Source organism: Streptomyces sp. MNU76 (genome assembly GCF_020982545.1).
In the GTDB taxonomy this organism is placed as follows: Bacteria; Actinomycetota; Actinomycetes; order Streptomycetales; family Streptomycetaceae; genus Streptomyces.
This window is the reverse complement of the sequence record NZ_JAJKLK010000011.1, coordinates 84,751-105,939: the sequence shown is the minus strand read 5'-3', so window position 1 is coordinate 105,939 and position 21,189 is coordinate 84,751. Positions and strand designations below refer to the sequence as shown.

Annotated in this window: 19 protein-coding genes; 18 read left to right on the top strand and 1 reads right to left on the bottom strand. The window is 71.1% G+C overall.

Going from position 1 to position 21,189, the window contains the following annotated elements:
• Window positions 1–805 precede the first annotated feature (805 nt).
• From E4N62_RS25295 to E4N62_RS25215, 17 genes are all read left to right on the top strand, one after another.
• Window positions 806–1,375, top strand: a complete 570-nt coding sequence (locus tag E4N62_RS25295) for a hypothetical protein (RefSeq protein ID WP_230218100.1) — start codon at window positions 806–808, stop codon at window positions 1,373–1,375.
• 71 nt (window positions 1,376–1,446) lie between these two features.
• The gene (locus E4N62_RS25290; RefSeq protein ID WP_230218098.1) at window positions 1,447–1,731 is read left to right on the top strand and encodes a hypothetical protein; all 285 of its coding nucleotides are present in this window, start codon (window positions 1,447–1,449) and stop codon (window positions 1,729–1,731) included.
• Between the two features lie 118 nt (window positions 1,732–1,849).
• The gene (locus tag E4N62_RS25285; protein ID WP_159056182.1) at window positions 1,850–2,494 is read left to right on the top strand and encodes a hypothetical protein; all 645 of its coding nucleotides are present in this window, start codon (window positions 1,850–1,852) and stop codon (window positions 2,492–2,494) included.
• A gap of 247 nt (window positions 2,495–2,741) precedes the next feature.
• Window positions 2,742–6,752, top strand: a complete 4,011-nt coding sequence (locus tag E4N62_RS25280; protein WP_230218096.1) for a DUF3560 domain-containing protein — start codon at window positions 2,742–2,744, stop codon at window positions 6,750–6,752.
• 93 nt (window positions 6,753–6,845) lie between these two features.
• Window positions 6,846–7,103 carry a hypothetical protein gene (locus tag E4N62_RS25275; protein ID WP_059084984.1) on the top strand — a complete coding sequence of 86 codons (258 nt, stop codon included), beginning with the start codon at window positions 6,846–6,848 and terminating at the stop codon, window positions 7,101–7,103.
• Window positions 7,104–7,197: 94 nt separating this feature from the next.
• A complete protein-coding gene (locus tag E4N62_RS25270; RefSeq protein WP_230218088.1) occupies window positions 7,198–8,223 on the top strand; it encodes a hypothetical protein in 1,026 nt (341 codons plus the stop codon).
• A 132-nt stretch (window positions 8,224–8,355) separates the two neighbouring features.
• Window positions 8,356–9,243: a methyltransferase gene (locus E4N62_RS25265; RefSeq protein ID WP_230218086.1), complete on the top strand. Its 888-nt coding sequence runs from the start codon at window positions 8,356–8,358 to the stop codon at window positions 9,241–9,243.
• Window positions 9,244–9,336: 93 nt separating this feature from the next.
• Window positions 9,337–10,473: a DUF6573 family protein gene (locus E4N62_RS25260; protein ID WP_230218084.1), complete on the top strand. Its 1,137-nt coding sequence runs from the start codon at window positions 9,337–9,339 to the stop codon at window positions 10,471–10,473.
• A 57-nt stretch (window positions 10,474–10,530) separates the two neighbouring features.
• Window positions 10,531–10,815 (top strand): hypothetical protein, encoded by a 285-nt coding sequence (locus E4N62_RS25255; protein WP_059084982.1) that lies wholly within the window; start codon window positions 10,531–10,533, stop codon window positions 10,813–10,815.
• A 94-nt stretch (window positions 10,816–10,909) separates the two neighbouring features.
• Window positions 10,910–12,460, top strand: a complete 1,551-nt coding sequence (locus E4N62_RS25250; RefSeq protein ID WP_230218082.1) for a ParB/RepB/Spo0J family partition protein — start codon at window positions 10,910–10,912, stop codon at window positions 12,458–12,460.
• Between the two features lie 82 nt (window positions 12,461–12,542).
• The gene (locus E4N62_RS25245) at window positions 12,543–13,166 is read left to right on the top strand and encodes a hypothetical protein (RefSeq protein WP_230218080.1); all 624 of its coding nucleotides are present in this window, start codon (window positions 12,543–12,545) and stop codon (window positions 13,164–13,166) included.
• Between the two features lie 37 nt (window positions 13,167–13,203).
• Window positions 13,204–14,700, top strand: a complete 1,497-nt coding sequence (locus tag E4N62_RS25240; RefSeq protein WP_230218078.1) for a hypothetical protein — start codon at window positions 13,204–13,206, stop codon at window positions 14,698–14,700.
• A gap of 140 nt (window positions 14,701–14,840) precedes the next feature.
• Window positions 14,841–15,833, top strand: a complete 993-nt coding sequence (locus E4N62_RS25235) for a hypothetical protein (protein WP_230218070.1) — start codon at window positions 14,841–14,843, stop codon at window positions 15,831–15,833.
• Window positions 15,834–15,913: 80 nt separating this feature from the next.
• Window positions 15,914–16,789 (top strand): hypothetical protein, encoded by an 876-nt coding sequence (locus E4N62_RS25230; RefSeq protein ID WP_230218067.1) that lies wholly within the window; start codon window positions 15,914–15,916, stop codon window positions 16,787–16,789.
• A complete protein-coding gene (locus tag E4N62_RS25225; RefSeq protein WP_230218065.1) occupies window positions 16,786–17,991 on the top strand; it encodes a hypothetical protein in 1,206 nt (401 codons plus the stop codon). Before E4N62_RS25230 ends, E4N62_RS25225 begins: the two co-directional genes overlap by 4 nt.
• 228 nt (window positions 17,992–18,219) lie before the next feature.
• A complete protein-coding gene (locus E4N62_RS25220) occupies window positions 18,220–19,146 on the top strand; it encodes a hypothetical protein (RefSeq protein ID WP_230218063.1) in 927 nt (308 codons plus the stop codon).
• 30 nt (window positions 19,147–19,176) lie between these two features.
• Window positions 19,177–19,437 carry a hypothetical protein gene (locus E4N62_RS25215; protein ID WP_230218054.1) on the top strand — a complete coding sequence of 87 codons (261 nt, stop codon included), beginning with the start codon at window positions 19,177–19,179 and terminating at the stop codon, window positions 19,435–19,437.
• A gap of 159 nt (window positions 19,438–19,596) precedes the next feature.
• On the opposite strand, the gene E4N62_RS25210 is transcribed toward E4N62_RS25215, so the two are convergent.
• Window positions 19,597–19,971, bottom strand: coding sequence for a DUF6573 family protein (locus tag E4N62_RS25210; RefSeq protein WP_230218052.1), 375 nt, complete (start codon window positions 19,969–19,971; stop codon window positions 19,597–19,599).
• 327 nt (window positions 19,972–20,298) lie between these two features.
• Here E4N62_RS25210 and E4N62_RS25205 point away from each other — a divergent pair, with 327 nt between their 5' ends.
• The gene (locus E4N62_RS25205; protein WP_230218050.1) at window positions 20,299–21,150 is read left to right on the top strand and encodes a hypothetical protein; all 852 of its coding nucleotides are present in this window, start codon (window positions 20,299–20,301) and stop codon (window positions 21,148–21,150) included.
• Window positions 21,151–21,189: the final 39 nt, after the last annotated feature.

Below are 21,189 nucleotides of genomic sequence, written 5' to 3'. Positions count from 1 at the left end.
ATGGAATTAGCCTCCGGCCATTCCATAACGTGCGTTCCTCCGGAACGAACAGCGAAATGCGGTGTGGGTGTTCCTCCGGAACGTGAATGGGCTGGTTTTGTTTGTGGGGTGATGGTGTGTTGGTTGAGGGTTCGTCATATCCGTTTCCCTGGTGGGAGTTTAGGGAATCTCCGATTCCCTTGAAAACGAGGGTATTTGATTGTATTCCGTGGAGATAAGTAAACCACGGAATACGAGAGAAGGGAAATAGGGCCCCTCCGGGGCCCTGACTCCCCGGGGTGTGGGGGTGGAGGGTTGAGGCTGCCTCCGGCAGGAGGAGACGGAGGAGGAGAGACCGGAGAGAGCTGGACACCGGTACCCCGTCCCTGGCCGCCCCGCCAGCCAGCCACCACCCCACACCAGCACGCACCACAGCCAGGGGCCGCACGGCCCGACAGCGCGACGGCCCCGCCGTCGCGCGACCAACACCAGGCCGCCCCCAATCCCCGAAGCCGCCGACCACCGCCCCCCACACCCATACCTCACTCATCCTTCAACCGGGGTGGGAAAAGTGGCAGCAGAGGGGATGTCAGACCCCCGACCACGCGCGGAACCCTTGGTTGACCTGTGGATACGTCGCCCGTCCCGGAGAGGCTCGCGCAAGAGAAGTCGCAAGAGAAGGCGCAGGAGTAGCCGCAAGAGAAGTCGCAAGAGAAGTCGCAAGGTTCGGCGTTTCGGGTGCTTCCCCAGACCGGAGAGTGTACTATTGATTTTGCAGTCAGGCGGCAACCTGACTCAGTCTCAATCACCAACACGAGGAGCCCCCTTGAACACGGAAGCGGACACCGTTGACGCGGTAAGCCGACTCACGATTCACCTTGCTGGAGAGCACGAGACCGACACATCCATCGGTCTGACGCTCATTCCCCTTCTGAAGATCCCCACGGCAATCATCGAATTCCGGCACCCTACCGGCGCGCGCGTTTGGTGGGAAGGCTGGTGCGAGGCCGCCGAAATGCTCGACCGGATCTTTCCCGAGCAGGTAGACGCGGGAGAATTGCGCGAGCCTGAACTCACCATCAATTCGTTTGTGATCCTGGACGATGCGCCCCGCCGCGCCAAGGTCCGGGCCCGCAGCGCCGCAGTGAGCCCCGACGGGATCGGCGCACTGTCCGTCACCGTCGGAGGTCTGACGATCGCGTGTGCGTCGCGCGCGGCAGTCGAGTGCCAGGTGCGCGGGTGGCGCGAGGCGTACGACATGTTCGCCCGCGACGGAGGGTTCGGGCTGCCGTCCGCCGACGAGGTGGCCGCCCGCGTACGCGCCGACCACGCCCGCAACGGGGCCGCCGAACTGGCGACAGCCGCCGAGGAGCAGCGGGCAGGCCGGACGCGGTAACGCGCCCAGGGTGGGGCGGCCACCGGCCGCCCCACCCTCCCGGAGTCGCAGCCACCAGAGAAGAGGACAGCATGACCGCCACAGGACCGATCGCCCAGGGGCAGCGGGTACGCGTCGAGCGCCGTCCCACCCGGAGCCTGGCCGCCCACGCGCGCCCGAGGACCGCGCACCGGCCCGCCCCGTGGCCCGAGGTGTGGGAAGGCACGGTGTTGCAAGTGACGTACGACGAAGGCGAGTTGACCGACGTCGAGATCTACGGCAAGCGCGAGAGCACCAGCGAGACCAAGCGCGTCGGGTTCAACTTCGCCCGGAACCCGTTCTTCCGTACGACAGTGACGCCGGTGGAGTCGCCGTAACTCGGCACGTCCGGGGGGTGATTGAGGGTTGAGATCACCCCCCGCAAGAGCGTATTATTGATTCTGCGGGTGAGCGGCAACTCACCCGCCGCCAACTCACCGACCCTAGGCAGGGGACATGAACGAGTACCGAGACCACATCCGGCAGACCCTCGAAGGGCAGAACGTTGACCCGAGCGAGGATCTCGGCATGGACGCGATGCGGTGGGCTCCCGCACCGGCCAGCGAGGACGTGACGGACGAGGCGATCAGCACCGCCGCCGAGACCGCGCACGCGTTGCTCGACCGCGCCGCCGACGCGTACCTGTCTCTCCTGAACGCTGTTCTCGGCGACGGGACGCACAACATGGTGGCCAGCGCCCGCACCCCGCACGGGGAACTCATCGAAGGCCAGCAGCTCACCATGATGGGTGACGCCCTGATCCTCAACCAGGAAGCCTCCATGCGCGTCTGCGCTGTGATCGCAGCGGGCATGGTCGGGTGCGCCTCCGGTGGACTGGTCGTGCGCACCTTCGGCCCCAACGGGTCGGAGTCGGTGCGCGGCTGGACGGTCCGGAACTTCTGGCTTCGGCCGCTCACCGCGCGGGAGATCCGGGAGGCGTACACCGTCGACCACGTCACCGGCGCGCCGGTGGCCCCGGAACCGGGAGTGGAGTACCGGCAGGCCGAGCGGGTGCCCCGCCCGGACCAGGCCCAGACGGACGGCGAGAGCGCCAGCCGCACCGCGCCCCGGGACAACCGGCCCCCGAACCGCCGCAACTGAGCACCACCCGCCGGGGCCGGTCGCCCGACCGGCCCCGGCGAACGCCCCTGCCTGCCCTGCCCTGCCTCCCGGTGTGAGCGGCAACTCACCCGGCACCAACCCGACCAGGAGTGACCCGACATGACCGCGACCACGCGCCCCGCCAGCAGCACGAGCGCCCCGCCCAGGCAGCCAGCCCCGGCCCTGCCGAAGTGCGGCGCCCACCGCCCCGCCCGCCGAGCAGCCCCACGCGGCGGACGCCCGAGGGGTGGCCCTGCCCCGCAACCTGGCCCGCCTCACCGCTCAGGCCGAGGAGGCCGGATGGACGGCCACCGTCCAGACGCAGCCCGGACACTGCGCGCTGCTGCTCACCGCCCGTCAGGAGGCCGGGGAAACCGTCCTGCGCTGCGTGTGGCGGCTCACCGCCCGGGGGCACCGCTGGGACGGCGCCACCCTCACCCGCTACGGCCAGACGGCCGTCCAGGGCATCGCATGGCGCGCCGTCGCGGACCTGGTGACCGCCGAGGCGCCCACCGCCCCCACACAGCCGACCGCGCCGGACCGGGCGGACGCTCCGGCGCCCGGTCCGGCCGAGACCGCGGCGGAGACTTCGGCCCCCCGGAAGCGTGACCGTAAGTCGCCGTCCGTGGCGGAAGTCGAGCGCGCGCGTAGGGCGGCGGAGGAGTGGCCGGAAGCGATGGAAGCGCGGTCGCTGGGCGACCGTTACGAGGGGGAGTTCCGGCACTCCGACCTGCTGTCTGAACTGTCCGTGTGCGGTGAGCGGTTCCCGTTCCGCTTCCATTTCAAGTCGGGCGGCGGACACACCGTGACCCTTCCGACGGGGGACGTACGCGGTACGTGGGGTGAGGTCACGGGGGCCGCTATCGCGTACGTGATCGCTGAGCGTCCGGCGGCGGTACTGCGGGCGACGGCCGAGACGGCGCGCGTGTACGGCATCCATGCGGAGCGCGCGGCGGAGAAGGCGGAGGAGCATGCACAGACAGCCGTGTCGGTCGGCATGGCGCGCGCTGCCCTGGACACGGTCCGTGCGTTCGCTCAGCGCATCGATTGGGACGGGCTGACGGACGAGCAGTACGACAGCGCCCGGGGTGCAGTCCGTGAGGCCGAAGAGTGCGCAGAGGGGGCAGAGTCCGCGTACGGGCTGGGCGACGTCGACACGGCCCGTTGGGAAGCGCGTGACTCTCTCGCCGTCGTGCGCTGGTTCGGGCTTGACGTGCCGTCGGCTCAGGAGTGCGCGGAGCGTGCGCCGGAACCGCGCGCGGTTGCTGGGCGGGTGCGGCCCCAGGCGTCGGCGTTCCTGCTGCGCATCACCCGCCCGGGGTGGGAGGGGCCGGCCGAGAAGACCGAGGCTCCGGCCAGCGACGCTCCAGCCGGAAGCGGCGTGACACCGGACGTTCCGGCGGAGGGGAACGAAGTCAAGAAGACCCCGGCGGTGTTGCCCGACGTCGTGTCGGACCCCGGCGGGGTGGACGGGTGGGAGACCGACGGGGGCGCGGTTGAGGTGCTGCCGGTGATCTGCCACGGCAACGGGGGCGGGGTGTTCCCGGCGGCGTTCCGCGGCCCCTATGAGGGCACGGTGCGGGTGTCGCGGGCGTGGCTGACGGAGCGCGCGCGCCGTCGGCTGATCGTGGCGCGTGAGCGGCTGACGGTGGCGGAGGAGCACGCGCAGACGTGCGCGGCGTGGCGGCGGGATGCGTACGACCTTCACCAGGAAGTACGCCGGTCGGCTGGTGTGCTGGGTGAGTGGGTGGTGGTGGATTACGAGACGTCCGGCGGGTGGTCGGAGCGTGCCCGTAAGGCGTCGTGGGCGGCGGATGAGCGGCGGATGCATGCGCGGAATGCGGTCCGGCGGTGTGAGCGTGAGCTGTCCGGCTTGGAGGTGGAGGCGGCGGAACCGGCGCGCCGGTCGGAGTCGGCGCGTGTGTTCCTGGCGTGTGCCGTGTCCGGGGATGTTCCGGCCGGTCGTGGGGCGTGGGTGTCCGCCGACGGCGATACGGCGGTGACGTTCGAGATTCCCGCAGACGTCGACGTGAACCCGGACGTGAGGCACGGGGAAGCGAACGAGCAGCGTCGGGCATTCGTCGACCTGTTGGCCGATGCCGTGGCCGCGCGGGATGAGGGCCGCGCGCTGATCGGCCGTGACCTCCCGTCGAAGAAGACGCACGGCCGTACGGCCGGGGTCGAGAAGGGGCAGGCGTCCGCCTCGGTCAAGGGGCTGGACGTCAAGCCATGGAAGGCTCCGAAGGTTCCGGCGGAGGGTTCGCCGCTGGATACCGAGACGCTCGCCACGTGGGACACGGTGGGGGATGTCGTGGCGGAGACTGAGGCGGCCCCCGGGGTGTGGCTGCCCATGGCTGCCGTGTCGTTCGCGGAAACGGCCATGGCCAACGGGTGGACGGTGGCCATGCAGCGCAGCACTGACGGGGGCACGGTCGCGGTGCGCGTCGCCGGTGTCGCGGTCAAGGACGGTGAGCCGCTCGCCTATGAGTTGCTCGCGGTGTGGGACTGCGGGGCGTTCCGTGAGGACCGTTCGGCGGTGTGGGTTACGGGTCGGCGGGTGACGGGCAAGGGCACCCCGTTGTGGTCGGCGCCGGTCCGGGTGGGCCGGTCGGGCAAGCACCAAGATCCGTCGATGTTGGCGACGGTGCAGCATGCGGCGGAGCCGGGCACGCTCGCACGGGTCGCGCTGAGCAGCTCGGCGCCTGCCCCCGAGGGCGTGAGCGACCCCGGCGGCATGGACGGGTGGGAGGGCGAGGGCGGAGCGCTCGCGCGGGATGATGACGGAGAGCTCCTCCCGCCGGCAACCCGTGACGAGCTGCCCGCGCAGGCGGTTGACGTGGTGTTCGACCCGTCCGGGGCGGACGTGTGGGAGGCAGAGGGCGGCACGGTGCCGGACGTCGACACCCCGGCCCCCGTTGCGGCAGCTGTGGCGGTTATGCCGATCGACTGGGCGAAGCCTGCCGGGCGCGGTGACTGCGCGGCGGCGAACACATGTGGCGGGTTTGGGGTGCTGCTGTGGGACGTGCCCGGCTGTGCTCTGCGCTGCGCCGAGTGCGCCGCACGGGTCATGGGACACTCACCGGCGGCACTGCGCGCGCTCACCCTGCCCGGGGACGTCGCGGAGGCGGAGGAGGAGGCCGAGGCAGCCGACATCGTCATCCGGCACACCCACGAAGACGGCACCACCGTGGAGGGCTCCGCCAAGGGTGACGGGGTGTGGGAAGCGTTGCGCCCGCTGGGCTGGACCTACCGACGTAACCCGGGGATCTTCATCCGTGGCAGCCGCTACAAGGGCGCCGACCGGTGGAAGATCAACCGGGCCGCAGACGCGGTGCGCGCACTCGGCCTGTCATGCGCTGTGGTGATCGAAGAAACCATGTCGTTCGCCGAGCGGGAGGCCGCCCGCGTGGATGCGGCCGAGGAGCGGACGGAGCGGTACGCGGGCCGGTCTGGACGTGCGGCGGCATCCTCGCAGTCGGCGCGGGAAGCCTCGGACCGGATCGGCGAACGGTTCTGGATGGGTCAGCCGATCCTGGAGGGCCACCATTCGGAAGGGCGCGCCCGCAGGGACCAGGAGCGCATGCACAACGCGATGCGCAAGAGCATCGCCGAGGGCGAGCGCGCGGGCTACTGGGCATCCCGTGCGGCGGCGGCGGACGCCTACGAGCGGTACCGGAAGAACCCGGGGCGCACGCTGCGCCGTATCGAGAAGCTGGAGGCGGAACGGCGCGGCGTTCTGCGGGAGCGCGACGGCGTTGACGACAAGGGCCGCACGGCTGATGTGTGGCGACGCGAGCCGTCCGAGGCGCGCCACCAGGAGCTGACGCGCCGTCTGGCCGAGTACGACGAAGAGCTGACGTACTGGGCGGAGACGATCAAGGAGGCGGAGCGGCGCGGCTTCAAAGTGTGGGGACGGGCCGACTTCATCAAGGGTGATTTCGTGCAGTGGCGGGGGTCCTGGTACGAGGTGACCCGGGTCAACGCCAAGACGGTGACCGTGCCGCACATCCACGCCGCGTTTGACGGCGGCGCCGTCGGCGCCGTCGGCGGCTGCCGCGTGGTCACCCGCGCGGCAACGGCGGAGACCCGGCACAAGGGCAGCACGTACACGCTCCCCTACAACGAGGTGAGTGGGCGCATGTCGGCCGAGCAGATGCGGGCCGCCCTGGCGGGCGAGGCGATCCCAGCCGACCCGCGCGACATCACGCCGGAGCCCGCCCCGACACCGGGTTCATTGCCGCCGTCGCCGCCGGCCTGACCGTCACCACACCGCCCCCACCGCCTGATCACCCCATGGCCGGGCGCCCACGGCACCGGCCGCCTCCCAGAATTCCTCAGAGGAAGCACAGCTATGCGACTGAGCAAGCGCCGAGCGACCACCCTGAACCGACGTGCACGGTTTCTGCACCAGCACCGGAAACAGCGGGGCACGTTGCCGTGCCTGGAGACCGGCGGAACCCAGGTCTACGCCTATTGGAGCTGCGGTGAAGGCCTGGTGGTGTCCGTCCATCTGGACACCGGCGAGGTACCCGGCGACCTGATCAGCCCGGATGGAACGATCTCGATCCGGATCACGGTCAACGGTGAATGTGTCTTCAGTGCCGACTGATGTTGAACCCTTCCCCGCAAGGGCGTATTATTGATTTTGCGGGTGCGCGGCAACTCACCCGCCGCCAACCCACCTCGCAGCAGAAGGACAGGGCATGGACTACATCGACACCAAGGACGTGGCCGCCGAGCTGCCCACGAGGGCGCGCACGCTGGTCGAGGCAGCGACGGCGAACGGGTGGGACGTAACCGTCACTTCCCAGGGCATCGTGGAAGATGCCCACGTACGCACGATCAACCTGACCGGTGCATTCCCGACGCCGACCACGATCGCTGAACTCACCGCCCGGTGCGTGTGGTACGGCTCCAGTTACTGGGCAGAGGTGTCCGAGCGCAACGGCCGCTATGCCGGCGGTTTCGGCGAGTTCCTCGCGTGGGTGCGTGACGCGCCCGCCATGTGCCGAGCGGACAAGGAAGCGGGATGGATCCAGCCCGGCAGTCCGCTGCCGGGTACAGAGCTGGAGACTGTGCCGCTGCCGCAGTGGTACGACGGCGCGCCCCGCGAACGCATCGTCGTCCGCGACGCGCGGATGTATGCGCGCTACACCCAGACCATTCACCACGACGACACCGGCACCCCCGTGCGGGAGGCCCCCGGATACGGTCAGCCTCACCTCAGCGGCGACGCGGTACGCGCATTCCTCGGCGGATCACTCGGATTCTGGCTGTCCAGCCAGGCCACCATCACAGACGACGAAACGATCATCTACCGCCAGACCAACGGGCATTCAGCACTCACTTTCACGCCGGACCGCGACTCCGGCGTCATCATCACCCACCCGGAGCGGTACATCACGGCCGACGCGTACCGCGTCACCGGGCACGGCCGCGTCCCGCAGGTCTGGACGCAAGCAGCCGTCCGTGAGGCAGTTTCCGAAGCCACGCGCCCGGGCCCAATCGACTGGCCGGACGGCTGGGCACTGCTCATGCCCGACGAGTCCGTGAGGTTCACTCCGGGAGGCTTCCCCTGGAAGTCCGCAGACGCGTACATCGCCGAACCCAGCGCCGCACCCCAGGCATGGGGGCCACGGTGCGGGACGTGCGGTTGGTACGTGACGGAGCACGACCCCGCGCGCGGGTGGGGCCGTTGCAGCAGCTTCCAGCCGCCGACCGACATCTGACGAACGCCTCCTGCTGGCGCGCAGCACGCACGCCGTAGCCATCACTCCCCATCGAACACACGACCGCGCCGGAGCGGTCCGGACAACCGCGTCAGAACCCCTCCCACACACCACCGCGAAAGGCGGCATGTCATGGCCGGAAAGCTCAGCAAGGAGCAGACCAAGCAGCACAACCGGGCGCGCGAACTGGTCGACATGGAACGGGACTTGACCGAGGAGGAGCGGGAATTCGTTCTCGACCACTTCCACGAGTCCGCGAACATGGGCCGCACCCTGGACGGCGCGTTCTTCACACCGGCCGAGCTCGCTGGCGAACTTCACCACGTGATCCCGGGTGACCGCATCATCGACCTGTGCGCGGGCATCGGACGCCTGGCCTGGCACGCCCGCGACTACTGGAACCGACGCTGGGAGCGTCTGCCGCCGCGCGAGATCGTGTGCGTGGAGAAGGACCCGGAGTATGTGCGGGTCGGGCGGCGCGTCCTGCCGGAGGCAACGTGGATCTGTGCTGACGTGCTCGACGTGCCGGGCATGAACCTCGGTCCGTTCGACTGCGCGATCAGCAACCCGCCGTTCGGGCGGATCAAGCGCAGCGGCAACGCCCCCGGGTACCGAGGGCCGCTGTTCGAGTTCCACGTGATCGCGGTCGCCGAGACGCTCGCCCGGCGGGGGGCGTTCATCATCCCGAGGGAGTCAGCTCCGTTCCGCATCGAGACCGGATTCGTGTCGCAGGACTCGCCCGCGTACGAGCGCTTCCACCGCGAGACCGGGATCAAGTTGCGCCCCAACCCCGGCATCCCCACGGACCTTTTCCGCGACCAGTGGCGGGACGCCTCACCGACCGTCGAAATCGTGGTGCACAACCGCGACGAGGACGAGTTGGAGGCCCAGGCCGAACAGGCCGCGCGCGCCCGGCAGTCGGCGAGCGTCCGGGTCCAGCGGCCGAGGGTCGCTGCTGGCGCCACGCCTAATGCCGCACGGGACACCCGGATCACGGAAGACGCGGACACCTTGTTCTGAAAAGGCTTGATCACCACCCGTGAGGGTGTATTATTGATTTTGGAAGTGAGCGGCAACTCGCTTCCACCACCGACTCCCACAGGAGGACGCACGATGACCACGATCCGCCGCAACTGGACCAACCGCGTTGCACAGATCCGCGCAGCGGCCCGGTCCTGCCGCGCCTACGACTCCGCGACCGGCAACATGGTGCCGGTCGACCCGGCGCGCGCATTCGAGGTATGGGAGACCAAGTCGCGCGCCCGGCTCACGGAGGACGCTCCCGGGCAGAAGTGGACCGTTCACATCCACTCGAACGAGTTCTACACCCTGACCGCCGAGGCGCCCGCCACGTCCGAGGTGGGCCCCGTGCCGACCGACGAGACCGCCGCCCCCGCCGGGGAGCCCAGCCCGGCCGGGGTGCAGGACCACCGCGCGGCCCGCGCCGTCATGCGCCGCAGGCGGACTACCGAGGAGCGCGACGGTCTGCCCGGCCATGTGTCCGCCCTGGCAGTCGATCTGGTGGGCAAGACCGTGCGCGTCAAGCTCGCCCGGGGCTACAGCCACGAGCAGATCCGGGACGAGTTCGAGCAGGAGCGCGCCGAGGCCGAGGCTGCCGGGGACACGGAGAGGGCGAACGGCCTGGCAACGATGCTCGCGGTGCACGCCGTGATGGCCGAGGAAGCCGCCGCCAACGTGCCCACCGGCCCCAGCTCCCCGCAGCAGCGGCCCGCGTCCCGGCGCGCGGCGCGCGAGGATGACGTGCTGTCGCGCATCGACTCGGTTCTGCATGACGCCGCCGTGACCGACGACCCCGACGTCAGCGACGACGCCATGCGGTCCGTCCCGCTGGCCGACCCGGGCGAGATCATCCACGCCTACACCCGCGCTCAGGCCCTGGCGGATGGCGTCCTGGTGGCCGCCGACGCCGAGTTGGCCCGCGAGGCCGGCTTCCGCGTTCCGGTCGCCCTCACCAGCGCCGTATGGGAGGGCTGCGTGGCGTGGAACGAGGGCGACAGCGAGCGGCAGGTGCCGCAGGACGAGCGCGGCCGCATGTGGGACGTGCTGACCATGACCCGCCACGCGATCCGGCGCAGCGGCGGGGGCGGTGGCCGGGTCACCGTCGACCTGCGTCGGGTTCCGCGCGACGGCCGCACCGAGCAGGCCCGCCCGGTCCAGCTCGCCTGCGCGATCGGTCCCGGCGACCAGGGCGAGCCCGTGATCACCATCATGGAGCCCGACGAGGACTGATCACCCCGCCCGCCCGGGGCGCAACGCCCCGGGCCCGCCCCGAAAGGACCGCCGCCCATGACCACCCCCGCAAGCGTGGCCGCCCGCGTCGCCGAGATCCTCGGCGACGACTGGAAGGCCGACTCCGGGCCCTGGGAGACCTACGGCCGCCTGGACGCCCCCGACGCCGACACGTACACGCTCCACGTCGACGACCACGGCGAACTGTGCCTGTGGGCGAACCTCGACCCCGGCGAGATCGCCTCGTTCCGCAAGGTGCACACGCCCGAGGGAATCGAGGCGATCGCCGAGGCCATCGCGGAAGCGATTCGCCAGCACCACACCGCCGCCGACCAGGAGTAAAGGCCCTTGCCCCCAGCCCAAAAGAGCGTATAATTGATTCTTGAGAGCAAGCGGCAACTTGCTCGACACCAACCGATCGCACGAGGAGCAATCCGTGAGCGACATCGCAACAGCAACGGCACCGATGCAGCGGGTCACCCTGCGTCTGGGCCAGATCCGCGTCAACGAGAACAACGTCCGCCAGGACCTCAACCTGGACGAGAAGTTCCTCAAGTCCGTCGCGGCCAATGGCGTGAAGGTCCCCGTCGTGGTCCTCCCGCTCGGCGAGGAGACCTACGAGCTGAAGATGGGGCACCGGCGCTACTTCGCCGCCCGGGCCACCGAGGAGACCGAAGAGGAGCAGGACACGATCGAGGTCCCCGCGTACGTGCTCGACCCCTCCCTGCGCGAGGCGGGCGAGGACTTCATCGACCAGCTCATCGAGAACGACGACGACTACCGCCGGGGCCTGACCGAGCTGGAGCAGGCCGACGCCCTGTTCGGCGCGGTCGGCGCGGGCATGAAGCAGGCGAGGGTGGCCCAGCTCACCGGCCGCTCCCGCAAGGACGTGTCCCAGGCGGTGAAGACCGCCAAGTCGGTGGGCGAGCGGACCCGTTCGGCACTCGCCGAGACCGGCACCTATGACCTCGACCTCGAAGTCCTCGGTGTGCTGGGCGAGTTCGACGACGACGGCGGCGCCGTAGACCGGCTGCTGGAGGCCCACTCCAAAGGCCGCTTCGAGTTCCAGGTGCAGTGGGAGCGCGACGACCGCGCCGAACAGCAGGCCCGCGCCGAGGTCCGCCCGCAGCTCCAGGCGGCCGGGGTGCGGCTGGCCGAGGACTCCGACGCCCTTCCGTCGACCGCCGAGCAGCTCGCCGAGTTGGACGGTCCGGACGGCGAGCCGCTCACCGCCGAGGCCCACACCCGGTGCCCGGGCCACGTGGCGACCTGGGCCGAGAACCCCCAGGAGCCCGGCGAGGTGGACTACTTCTGCACCGACCCGGACCGCTTCGGCCACCGCCCGCCCCAGGAAGACGCCGTGGAGACGGACGACGAGGCAGACGTACAGCCGACCGAAGCGGTGGAAGAGGCCAAGTCGTCGGAGCCGTCGCGCGAGTACATCAAGGCGGGCAACAAGGCCTACCGCGCCGCCGAGAAGGCCCGGCAGGCGTGGCTGAAGGACCTGATCGGCCGCAAGACCGCGCCGAAGCCGCTCGCCGCGTTCATCACCGAGCAGCTCCTGACCTGCCCCAAGCCGGTGGCCCAGTGGTCGGGCGACGTCGGCCGCCACAACCTCATCAAGGAGCTGACCGGCTACAGCACCCTTACCGAACGCGCCAAGACGGCGACCCCGGCCAAGCTCACCCTGCTCAACTTCGCGGTGCTTGCCGCCACGTTCGAGAAGCGGATGAACGAGGTTCGGACCTGGCGCACCGACCTCACCGCCCGCTCCGCCGTCCACGAGCTGCGCGAGATCCGCGAGGACGCCCGCACGTGGCTGACGTTCCTCGCCGAGATCGGCTACCCGCTCTCCAGCATCGAACAGGCCATCGTCGACGACGAGCCCTACCAGGAGGGCGAGCCGGACGCGGACGACACCGACGCCCAGGCCGACGAGGACACCGAGGACGGCGCGAGCGCCGAGGACACCGAGGACGCGTCCTGACCCGCTGCCCGGGCCGGACCACGTGGTCCGGCCCGGGCCCCCTCCCCTCTCTCTGCGTGCCGCCCGCCCGGAAGGCTTCGCCATGCTCCGCTCCGAACTCCGCCTCCACACCCCTCTGTTCGTCGCCCAGGCCGCCGTCAGCAACCACACGGGACTCATCGCCCGGGCCGGGCTCGCCATGCCGGCCGCGCCCTTCGGATCCGCCGCCTGGCAGCTGCCCGCGCTGGTCGCCTACCTTCACCGCCTCCATCAGGACGAGGAAGACCCCTCCCCCGAACTCTGGCGCGCGCACACCGAACGCCAGACCGGCCCCGTGCCCCGCCCACAGCGCCGCTATCACGGCAACGGCCTGCACGACCCGGACGCGGTGTGCGTGCTCGACATCCAGCTCGGCCCGCGCGACGAGGAGACCGGCTGGCCCGCCGCCGACCTCGCCGTCATCGAACAGGAGGAAGGCGCCTGCCCCTTCGGGCGCGTCACCCGCCGCCACGGCACCGAGGCGATCGCCGCGTACACCGCCGAAGAGCTGATCGCCGAGCACGCCCGGCTCGTCGACCGCGCCCGCCAGCACCAGGACGCCTCCTTGGTGCGCCTCGCCGACCTGGCGCAGCGCGCCGCCGACTGGGCCGACAAGGTCCGCGCCGCCGCGCGCGCCGACGCCGTCCACGTCCAGGCCGAGAAGGCCCGGGCCCGCATCACCCGCTGACCAGCACCACTCACCGCCGCCCGTGGAGGCCTGCGCCATGTACGAGTTCGAGCCCGTCTCTCCGACCTACGGCATCTCCGAGGCCGTTGTCGCACACCGGCTGCGCGGCGGCGCGCGCCTTCGCGCCGACCTGCCCGGCGGCTACCGCCTGACGCTGCGGACCCGCGAGCTGGGCGGGCCGGTCCAGGCGGCCCTGGCCGCGCCGTCGCCCACCGGGCCGGCGCGGATCTGCACCGCGCGCATCAGCGCGCACATCCCGACGCCCGCCGTGTCGCGGATCCTGGACGCGGTCACCCGCTACGCCCCGGCCCTGCCTGATGCCCGCGACGCCCAGCCGCCCCGCGAGGCTGTGGCCGGCCTGCTCACCACCGGCGCCCCGTTCCGGCAGCCCGGCGAGCCGGGGCTGTTCGTCCAGTTCGGGCCTGCGCAGGCCTGGCTGGACGGCCGGCGGCTCAGCGTCACCCTGGGCGCCCCCGGTAACGGGTTGAGCCTCATCCTGGGGGGTCCCTGGGACGCGCCGTCCACCGCGCGTCTCACCGCCGTCGTCCTGCGTGAGCTGACCGACGCCGAGGAGCTCGCCGGCCACGTCGCCTCGCTGCTGCCTCCCGGGCCGTGGCAGGTCCTGTCCGACCAGTGGCACCCCGACGCCGCTCTGGTCCTCCCCTCGTCCCCGCGCTGGGACCCGGGAGACCCGCTCGGCCGCCGCGTCTCCCGGGCCCTGCGCGAGCTGCAGCACGGACTGCGCGCGGACCGGCCGGACTGGGACTTCCAGGAGCTGATCTCGGCCGAGGGGTCGGCCGTCGCCTTCCGCGTCACTCCGCGCGATCGCGCCGTCCCCCGCCTGGTCCGCAGAGTGGTGGGCGACGGCGCTTTCGGCTCGGGGGAGTTGGGGAACACCCGCACGACGTTCCTGCCCACCGACCTTCCGGCGTTCCCCTGCCTGGCGCCGGATCTGATGCCGCGCGCCGTCACGTCGCCGCTGGACCTCTACGTCGCTCCCGAGCCCGAGCGGGACATGTACGGCGTGAAGCTGGAGCTCGGCGGCTGGCGGTACGTCCTGGACGCCCAGGCCGTGTTCTACGGGCCCGGCTGGTACCCGTTCCACCAGCACGTGACGCGCCGGGAGAAGGACCCCACCGCCCCGCTCAACGACCGCTTGGTGCCCACCGGGCAAACGGTTCCTGCCCCGGTGCGGATCTCCCCCGACGTCGAAAACCGCTCCTGGCGCAACGAGTACGTACGGCTCACCCCCGTCGACCACCGCGTGGAAGCCCGGCTCCAGCTGTACGCCGGGGATGAACAGGGATGCCCTCTCGTGCGCACCGTCACGCTGCAGATCGACCTGGGGGCGAGGCGGGTGACGCTCCCCGACCAGATCCCCGCGGGCCCGCTGCGCCACCAGGCCGCCGTCAAGGGCGAACGGATCCTCGCTCTTCTGGCAGCCGCGCTGCAGGAACGCGGCCACGGGGCGAGCGAGCCGCGAGCGGTCCTCGGGCCCTGGGATCGCGGCGACCCTCCCGGCACGGATGCCTGACGCCGCGCGGACGGGCGCGAGCCTCACCGGCTCGCCCCGCCGCCACGGCAGCGCCCGGCACTTCGCATCACAGCCGGTCCAGGGGCGGCAACCCCTGGACCGGCCCCGCTCACCAACTCACCCACCCCTGAGGAACTCCCGTGAACGCCGTACTCACCGCCCCAGCCCGCCGGATGCCATCGCCGCAGGCAGACGCCCTCTTTCCAGAGACGTGCACCTGCACGCCCGCCGTCCGCTACGCCTGCGGCCACTGCTACCACGATCAGTGCCTGGACTGCGGGTTCTGCACCATGGGCAGCTGCGTGTGTCACTGCGAGTACGGCCTCGGCTTCCACCCGGGCGACTCGCCGGCCGAGGGCCCGATGTTCTGGCTCGGCGGACATCACGCCAAGTCGCTGTCCACCTGGGGCGTGCCGATGTGCGTCTCACGCTCCGCGCTGACCGGCCGCGCCACGCTGCCGCGCGCCGCCGAGGACTGGGTGTACGACTCGGGAGCCTTCTCCGAACTCGACAACCACGGCGGCTGGACGATCGGCCCGCACGCCTTCGTCCGCGAGCTGCGCCAGTTCCGCGACGGGATCGGCCGGCTGGTCTGGGCCGGTCCGCAGGACTGGATGTGCGAGCCCGACATGATCGCCAAGACGGGGCTGTCCGTGCGCGAGCACATCGACCGCACGGTCGGCAACTTCGTCGACGTGATGGCCGAGGACCCGGGCGTCGACATCATCCCCACCGTCCAGGGCTGGCTTCCGGCCGACTACGAGTTCTGCCTGAACCTGTACGACAAGCGCGGCGTACGGCTGGCGGACTATCCGCTGGTCGGGGTCGGCTCCGTCTGCCGCCGCAAGTCGGTCAAGGACGTCGAGGCCGTACTCGCGACCGTGGCCGCTGCTGGGCTGCGCCTGCACGGCTTCGGGCTGAAGACCCAGGCCCTTCAGTCGTGCGCCGAGTACCTGTCCTCCGCCGACTCCCTCGCCTGGTCGCGCGATGCCCGCTGGAACGACCCGCTGCCCCAGTGCGAGGGCAAGCACAAGAGCTGCTCCAACTGCGTGCACTGGGCGATGCGCTGGCGCGAGCGCGTCCTTCACGTGCTCCACGCTCCCCGTCAGCTGATGCTCCCCTCCGCGAACTGACCCTCACCGACTGCCGGTCCGGGGCGGCAACCCCGGGCCGGCCTCCCTCACCAACCGACCGCCCCGAGAGGACCCCTGTGATGTCTGTCTACGAACAACCGCCGCTCGATCTCGGCGCCGTCTGCCAGCGGTGGAGGAACCGCCGGCACAGCTGGAGGCCGACCGGTGAAGGCGGCTTCGACCCCGCTCGCTACCGCGTCCGCGAGATGCCGAACGATCTGGTCCGCACGGCGAAGGCCTTCGTCCTCGCCCACCACTACAGCGGCTCGTGGCCCGCCGTCCGCTTCGCCTACGGTCTCATCGACACCGCCGCGCCCCCGGCCGGGCAGTTGGTGGGGGTGCTCACCCTGGGCGTCCCGACCCAGGCCGCCGTACTCACCTCGGTGTTCGGCTGGCTCGCCCCGTATGAGGAGTCGCTGGAGCTGAACCGGCTGGTGCTGCTCGACGACGTACCGGCCAACGCGGAGACGTGGGCACAGGAGCGCGCTTTCCAACTGGCGGCCGCCCGGGGCATCCGCGGGGTCGTCGCGCACAGCGATCCCGAGCCCAGGACACGCCTCACCGCCCAGGGGCCCGAGACGATCTTCCCCGGCCACTACGGGACGATCTACCAGGCCAAGGGGATGGACTACCTGGGCAAGACGCGCCCGCGGCGCCTGACCATGCTGCCCGACGGCTCGGTCCTCCACGACCGCGCGATGTCCAAGGTCCGCAACAACGAGCGCGGCCGCGGCGGGGTCGAGCGGCGCCTTGTCGCCCTCGGCGCTCGCCCCCGTGACCCGGGCGAGCCTGGCCGGACGTGGCTGACGGAGGCCCTGCACACCGTCGGCGCGCAGGGCGTACACCACGGCGGCCACCACCGCTACGCCGCCTACATCGGACCGCGCACCGGCCGCCGCATCGCCGTCACCTCCTACCCGTACCCGAAGGCCGACCAAGGGGGTGCGGCCGCATGAACGCCACCGCCCGCGTCCCAGCCGGCCTCGGCTTCGAGGGCATCGAGCTGGTCATCAACTGGGGATTGGGGGTCGACTCGACCGCGTACCTGGTGAAGATGCTGGAGGACCCGGCCGCTCACGGAGTCGACCTGGCCCGCACCCTGGTCATGCACCAGCTCACCGGGGACGAGTGGCCAGCCACCCGCGCCCACGCCGAGGAGTTCGTGTTGCCGCTCCTTCGCGAGCACCGGGTCCGGCTTGTTCAAGTCGCCCGGGCCAGCCGTGCGTTGGAGATCGCGGTCATGGACGACTCCCGGCAGCCCGAGCGGATCATCGAGCGCGGGCCCTGGGCGCTGTGGGACGAGTACGAGGCGGGCGGCACGGTTCCCCAGCAGGGCGGCATTCGGCTCTGCAGCCTGCACGCGAAGGGCGAGGTCGGTGACGCGCTGATCGCCCTGGGAATCGGCGACCGGCCGTTTCGGCAGGTGATGGGGTTCAACGCCGACGAGGCCGTCCGCAGCCGTCGGGATGCGGCGGCGAGCAAGAATCCGCTGCGCCAGGGCGTGTATCCCTTGATCGACTGGGGGTGGGGGCGTGATCGGTGCGAAGCGTTCCTGTACGAGCGGTTCGGCGTGCGGTGGGAGAAGAGTTACTGCAGTTTCTGCTGTTTTCCGGTCTCGATGGGCGCCATGGCTGACCACCTGGACCGGATGCGCGCGCACCCGGAGATCGCCGGACGCGTGCTGCGCCTGGAGTACACCTCCGTCAGCCTCAACCCCCAGGCGAAGCTGTTCGGCCGGCGCAGCCTGCTGGAGCAGTTCGACCCCTGCCGGGCCGCGGACCGCCCCGTCCTCGCCGCGTTCGAGGAAGAGCTCAGCTGCCCGTGGGCTCTGTATCACGTGCGGAGGATCCTGCCGGTCGCGAAGGCGGACCCCACCCGGCGCGGGCGGCCGATGCGCTCGGTGGAGCGGGTCCACGTGGGCCGCGCCTCCGCTCTGGGCCGGAGGCTGCGCACCGTCTCGGAGCGGCACGGCTACCCCGTCGAGGTCGACGAGCGCTACGGGAGGGTGCGGACGTGGATGCGGCGCCGGGAGGCGGAGCTGCCGACGGTCGAGGAGCTGATGGTGACGGCTCCCCATCACGTCCGGGACAAGCAGGTTCCGCGCTTCGAACGGGAATGGAGGGCGCATTCGTGGCGGGGGGTGGGCCGGCGAGATTGACAGCCACCCATCAAGAGCGCCATATTGATTATGCGAACGCGGCGGCAAAAAAGCGGTGGGCGGCGGAAGGCACCCTCTTACGAGGGTGTCGACCCAGGGCGGCAACCCCGGCCGAACGTCCCGCCGACCACCTTCACCAACTCGACTCGCCCGCCGGCGCGTGAGCACCGAAGGAACAAAGAGGAGCAGGCCCTCAGTATAGGGCCGCAGCCAGAACCGGAGAGTGCAATGACCAAGGCCCTGAACCCGCAGCGTCGCCTCGTCGGCGGCCGCGCCGTGGTGAACCGCGACTGGATCCGCGAGCTCACCGGCGCCAGCGTCGGGACCGCGGCCCGCTGGTACAAGGTGCGCGACGAACAGCCCAAGGAGCACCGCCACCCGGAGAAGGAGCGGATCGAGGGGACCGACTTCTACGACGAACAGCAGTTCCGGGACTTCTACGCGTGGTTCCAGGAGGAAAAGGCAAGCAAGGTCCTCAAGGCCGACCCCGAGCTGTACGAGCTCACCCCGGAGACCGTCGTCTCCATCAACAAGGCCGCCGAGCTGCTGGGCTTCGCCGGGGCCTCGACGATCCGCAAGTACCAGCAGGCGAACCCGGGCTACTTCCCGGCCTCCGTCGGCGAGGTCGAGGGTCCCACCGGCCGCATGATCCAGGCCTTCCGCGTCGGCGACCTGCAGGACTTCGACAAGAAGCGCACCGGGGAGAAGCTCGGCAAGGCCGGCCGCCGCCCGGGACCGCAGCCCGAGGCGCCCGTCGGCCGGCCTTCCGCCCTCGAGGAGGTCCTCGCGGCCGAGCTGAGCGCCCACGCCGGCGGTGAGCCGCTCACCGCCACGCAGCTCGCCGAGCGGTTCGCCGCCGAGGCGATCGAGCGCGACGGCTACCGCCCGGGCCTGGCTGCGGAACTCAGCGTGCAGTACGGGGGGCCGCAGAGGTCCTGGGAGTGGGTCGTGCGCAACGCCCTCGAGCACCGCCCGGTCACCGCGCCGGCCCGCACGGAAGCCGACCGGCGGGCGGCCGTCGCCCTGGCCGCCCTGCGCGAGCGCGGCGACGTCCGGGGGCTTGCCGCCTCCCTCGCCCGCGAGCACGGCGGCAGCCCCGACGTCTGGTCGCGCGCGGTGAACGCGGCCCGCCGGCTCACCGACCCCACCACCTGAACGCTCCCACCAGCCGGAGGACGACCTGCCATGCCCAGCTATCAGCTCCGCGACACCGCCACCCGTCGGCTCCTCGCCTGTGGCCTGGCCGACTACGCCGCGGCCGAGGCCGCGGCGGACCGCCTCGACGACGAACTGGAACGCGACCTCGCGGCCAACGGCGAAGGCGCCGGGCGCATCCGGCTGCGCCTCGACGTCGAGAAGGTCACCGCCGGCAGCACCGAGGCCGTCGGGCACCACGTGCTCCTCCTGGGCGTCGACGACCCCGCCGACTCCCTGCCCGCGCTGTAGCCGAGAGCGCTTGCCCACGACCCGCGATACGCCGATCGAACACCGGGTGCCTCGCTCCTACACGCTGCGCCGCGCTGCCTCCCGGCCCAGGCCGGCGCCCGACTGCCGCCGTCAGGACGATCGCCGGACACGGACGCAGGCTGGGCAGGTAGCCCGCGGTCACATCTCGTCGGGGAGCATCAAGGTCATGACGGGCTCGCCCGAATCGCCGGGCTCCGTGATGGCGATGAGCCGGTCGGCGCCAGTGGGCTCCTGCCCGGAGGGCAATTCCCCGGCTGGCACCACGAAGCAGATCTCGTCCGCGGGCGAGGCTTCGACAGCCCTTGCCACCGCGGACAGCACCGTTCCCAGCCGCCCAGCCTCGCCGCCATCGTTACCTGCCACGAATTCCTGCCGCGCGCCTGCAGTGATGATCAGCGGCATCTCGATGCCAGCGGCCGAGGCCGCCGCGGGCGGGACCTCGACGAAGGTGCCGTCCTCGAAGGCCTCTGCCCGCGTGTAGGAGAAGACCTCGGGCCCGTATTCATCATCCATGCCACATGCCCCGATCCATCAACTCTCGGCTGTCCAGCGTCCTGTTGAGCTTGCCGCCCGTGCCCCACGACCGCTGCCCCTCGTTCGAGTGACGACGCCCCGCCCGTCACAACCCCAGCGCCTCACAGGTCTCGCGGTCCCGCGTACACGCCGACCGGCACCCCGGCAACCAGCCGGAGGATCACGGGCTCGCGGCCGCAGCGTGAGCGGGGCTGTGACCTGCGCAGCCTTCCCTTAAGGGGGTTGCACCATCCCAGGAAGGGTGTATAATTGATTTTACGTTCTAGGCGGCAACCTGGAACGGTCACCAGCCACTCAGGAGCAGCCGTGATCACATTGCCTCTCACCCCCGAACAGCGCACCGTTTACTGGACGGTGACTGTCCACGACACGTACGGGTCCACGCACCAGTCGACCGGCCTGCACGCATCGGCCGTTCGCCAGCAGTACGACTTCTGGACCGCGAAGCCGTCGACGGCCCGCATGGAACTGACCGAGCACACACTCGTTCAGGCCCGCACGATCACCACCCTCGAGGACCTGCCGGGCGAGGGCGAAGCAACGCCGCTGCCGGGTCTCCCGGCCGACGCGCACGAGGTGAAGCGGTTCTTCAGGTTCACCCGCGCTCGTGAGGACGGTTCCCTGACCGGCTTCGGCCCGGCCGTTCTGCGCACCGGCGACGACGTCCGCCGCTTCTACAACTGGACCGTCAGCACCCAGGACCGCGCCCAGGCCGTCCACGTCGACGTCTCCACCCTCCGGGTCCTCGACATCACGCTCACTCACCTCACCCGTGAGATCCAGCTCGCCGAACTGCCCGACGACTTCACCGTCTCGCTCATGCGCCAGCTGGAAACGGAAGGCCTCTGCGGGGTCCCCGTCCACGGGCGCACCGGGACGTGCCTGCGTGTCCGCTTGGCCGACGGCTCGGAGATCACCATCAGCCCCGCGGCCGCCGACGGGCGCGAGGCCGGCTCCCAGCACGCGGTCGGCGCACTCGGCGGCTGGCTCGCCGTGTGGGGCGACGCGAACGACGCCGTCGCCGAGGTCTACCGCTCCCGCCCGGGCCTGGCCCGTGCCGCGAACACCGCGGCTCTGGCAGACGCGGTACTCAAGTGCGCCCGCAAGCACGGCGGTGGGCCCGTCCTCCGGGACAAGCCCCGGCAGCCCCACGCCTGAGGCGCCAGTTCGATCCTCACCCTGTCGGCCGGGCGCGGC

Excerpts from the sequence above, each read along its gene's own strand:
- E4N62_RS25225 (WP_230218065.1), top strand. The coding sequence starts at position 16,786 with ATGAACGCCACCGCCCGCGTCCCAGCCGGCCTCGGCTTCGAGGGCATC.
- E4N62_RS25210 (WP_230218052.1), bottom strand. The coding sequence starts at position 19,971 with ATGGATGATGAATACGGGCCCGAGGTCTTCTCCTACACGCGGGCAGAG.
- E4N62_RS25230 (WP_230218067.1), top strand. The coding sequence starts at position 15,914 with ATGTCTGTCTACGAACAACCGCCGCTCGATCTCGGCGCCGTCTGCCAG.
- E4N62_RS25245 (WP_230218080.1), top strand. The coding sequence starts at position 12,543 with ATGCTCCGCTCCGAACTCCGCCTCCACACCCCTCTGTTCGTCGCCCAG.
- E4N62_RS25220 (WP_230218063.1), top strand. The coding sequence starts at position 18,220 with ATGACCAAGGCCCTGAACCCGCAGCGTCGCCTCGTCGGCGGCCGCGCC.
- E4N62_RS25285 (WP_159056182.1), top strand. The coding sequence starts at position 1,850 with ATGAACGAGTACCGAGACCACATCCGGCAGACCCTCGAAGGGCAGAAC.
- E4N62_RS25270 (WP_230218088.1), top strand. The coding sequence starts at position 7,198 with ATGGACTACATCGACACCAAGGACGTGGCCGCCGAGCTGCCCACGAGG.
- E4N62_RS25275 (WP_059084984.1), top strand. The coding sequence starts at position 6,846 with ATGCGACTGAGCAAGCGCCGAGCGACCACCCTGAACCGACGTGCACGG.
- E4N62_RS25255 (WP_059084982.1), top strand. The coding sequence starts at position 10,531 with ATGACCACCCCCGCAAGCGTGGCCGCCCGCGTCGCCGAGATCCTCGGC.
- E4N62_RS25260 (WP_230218084.1), top strand. The coding sequence starts at position 9,337 with ATGACCACGATCCGCCGCAACTGGACCAACCGCGTTGCACAGATCCGC.
- E4N62_RS25290 (WP_230218098.1), top strand. The coding sequence starts at position 1,447 with ATGACCGCCACAGGACCGATCGCCCAGGGGCAGCGGGTACGCGTCGAG.
- E4N62_RS25265 (WP_230218086.1), top strand. The coding sequence starts at position 8,356 with ATGGCCGGAAAGCTCAGCAAGGAGCAGACCAAGCAGCACAACCGGGCG.
- E4N62_RS25240 (WP_230218078.1), top strand. The coding sequence starts at position 13,204 with ATGTACGAGTTCGAGCCCGTCTCTCCGACCTACGGCATCTCCGAGGCC.
- E4N62_RS25215 (WP_230218054.1), top strand. The coding sequence starts at position 19,177 with ATGCCCAGCTATCAGCTCCGCGACACCGCCACCCGTCGGCTCCTCGCC.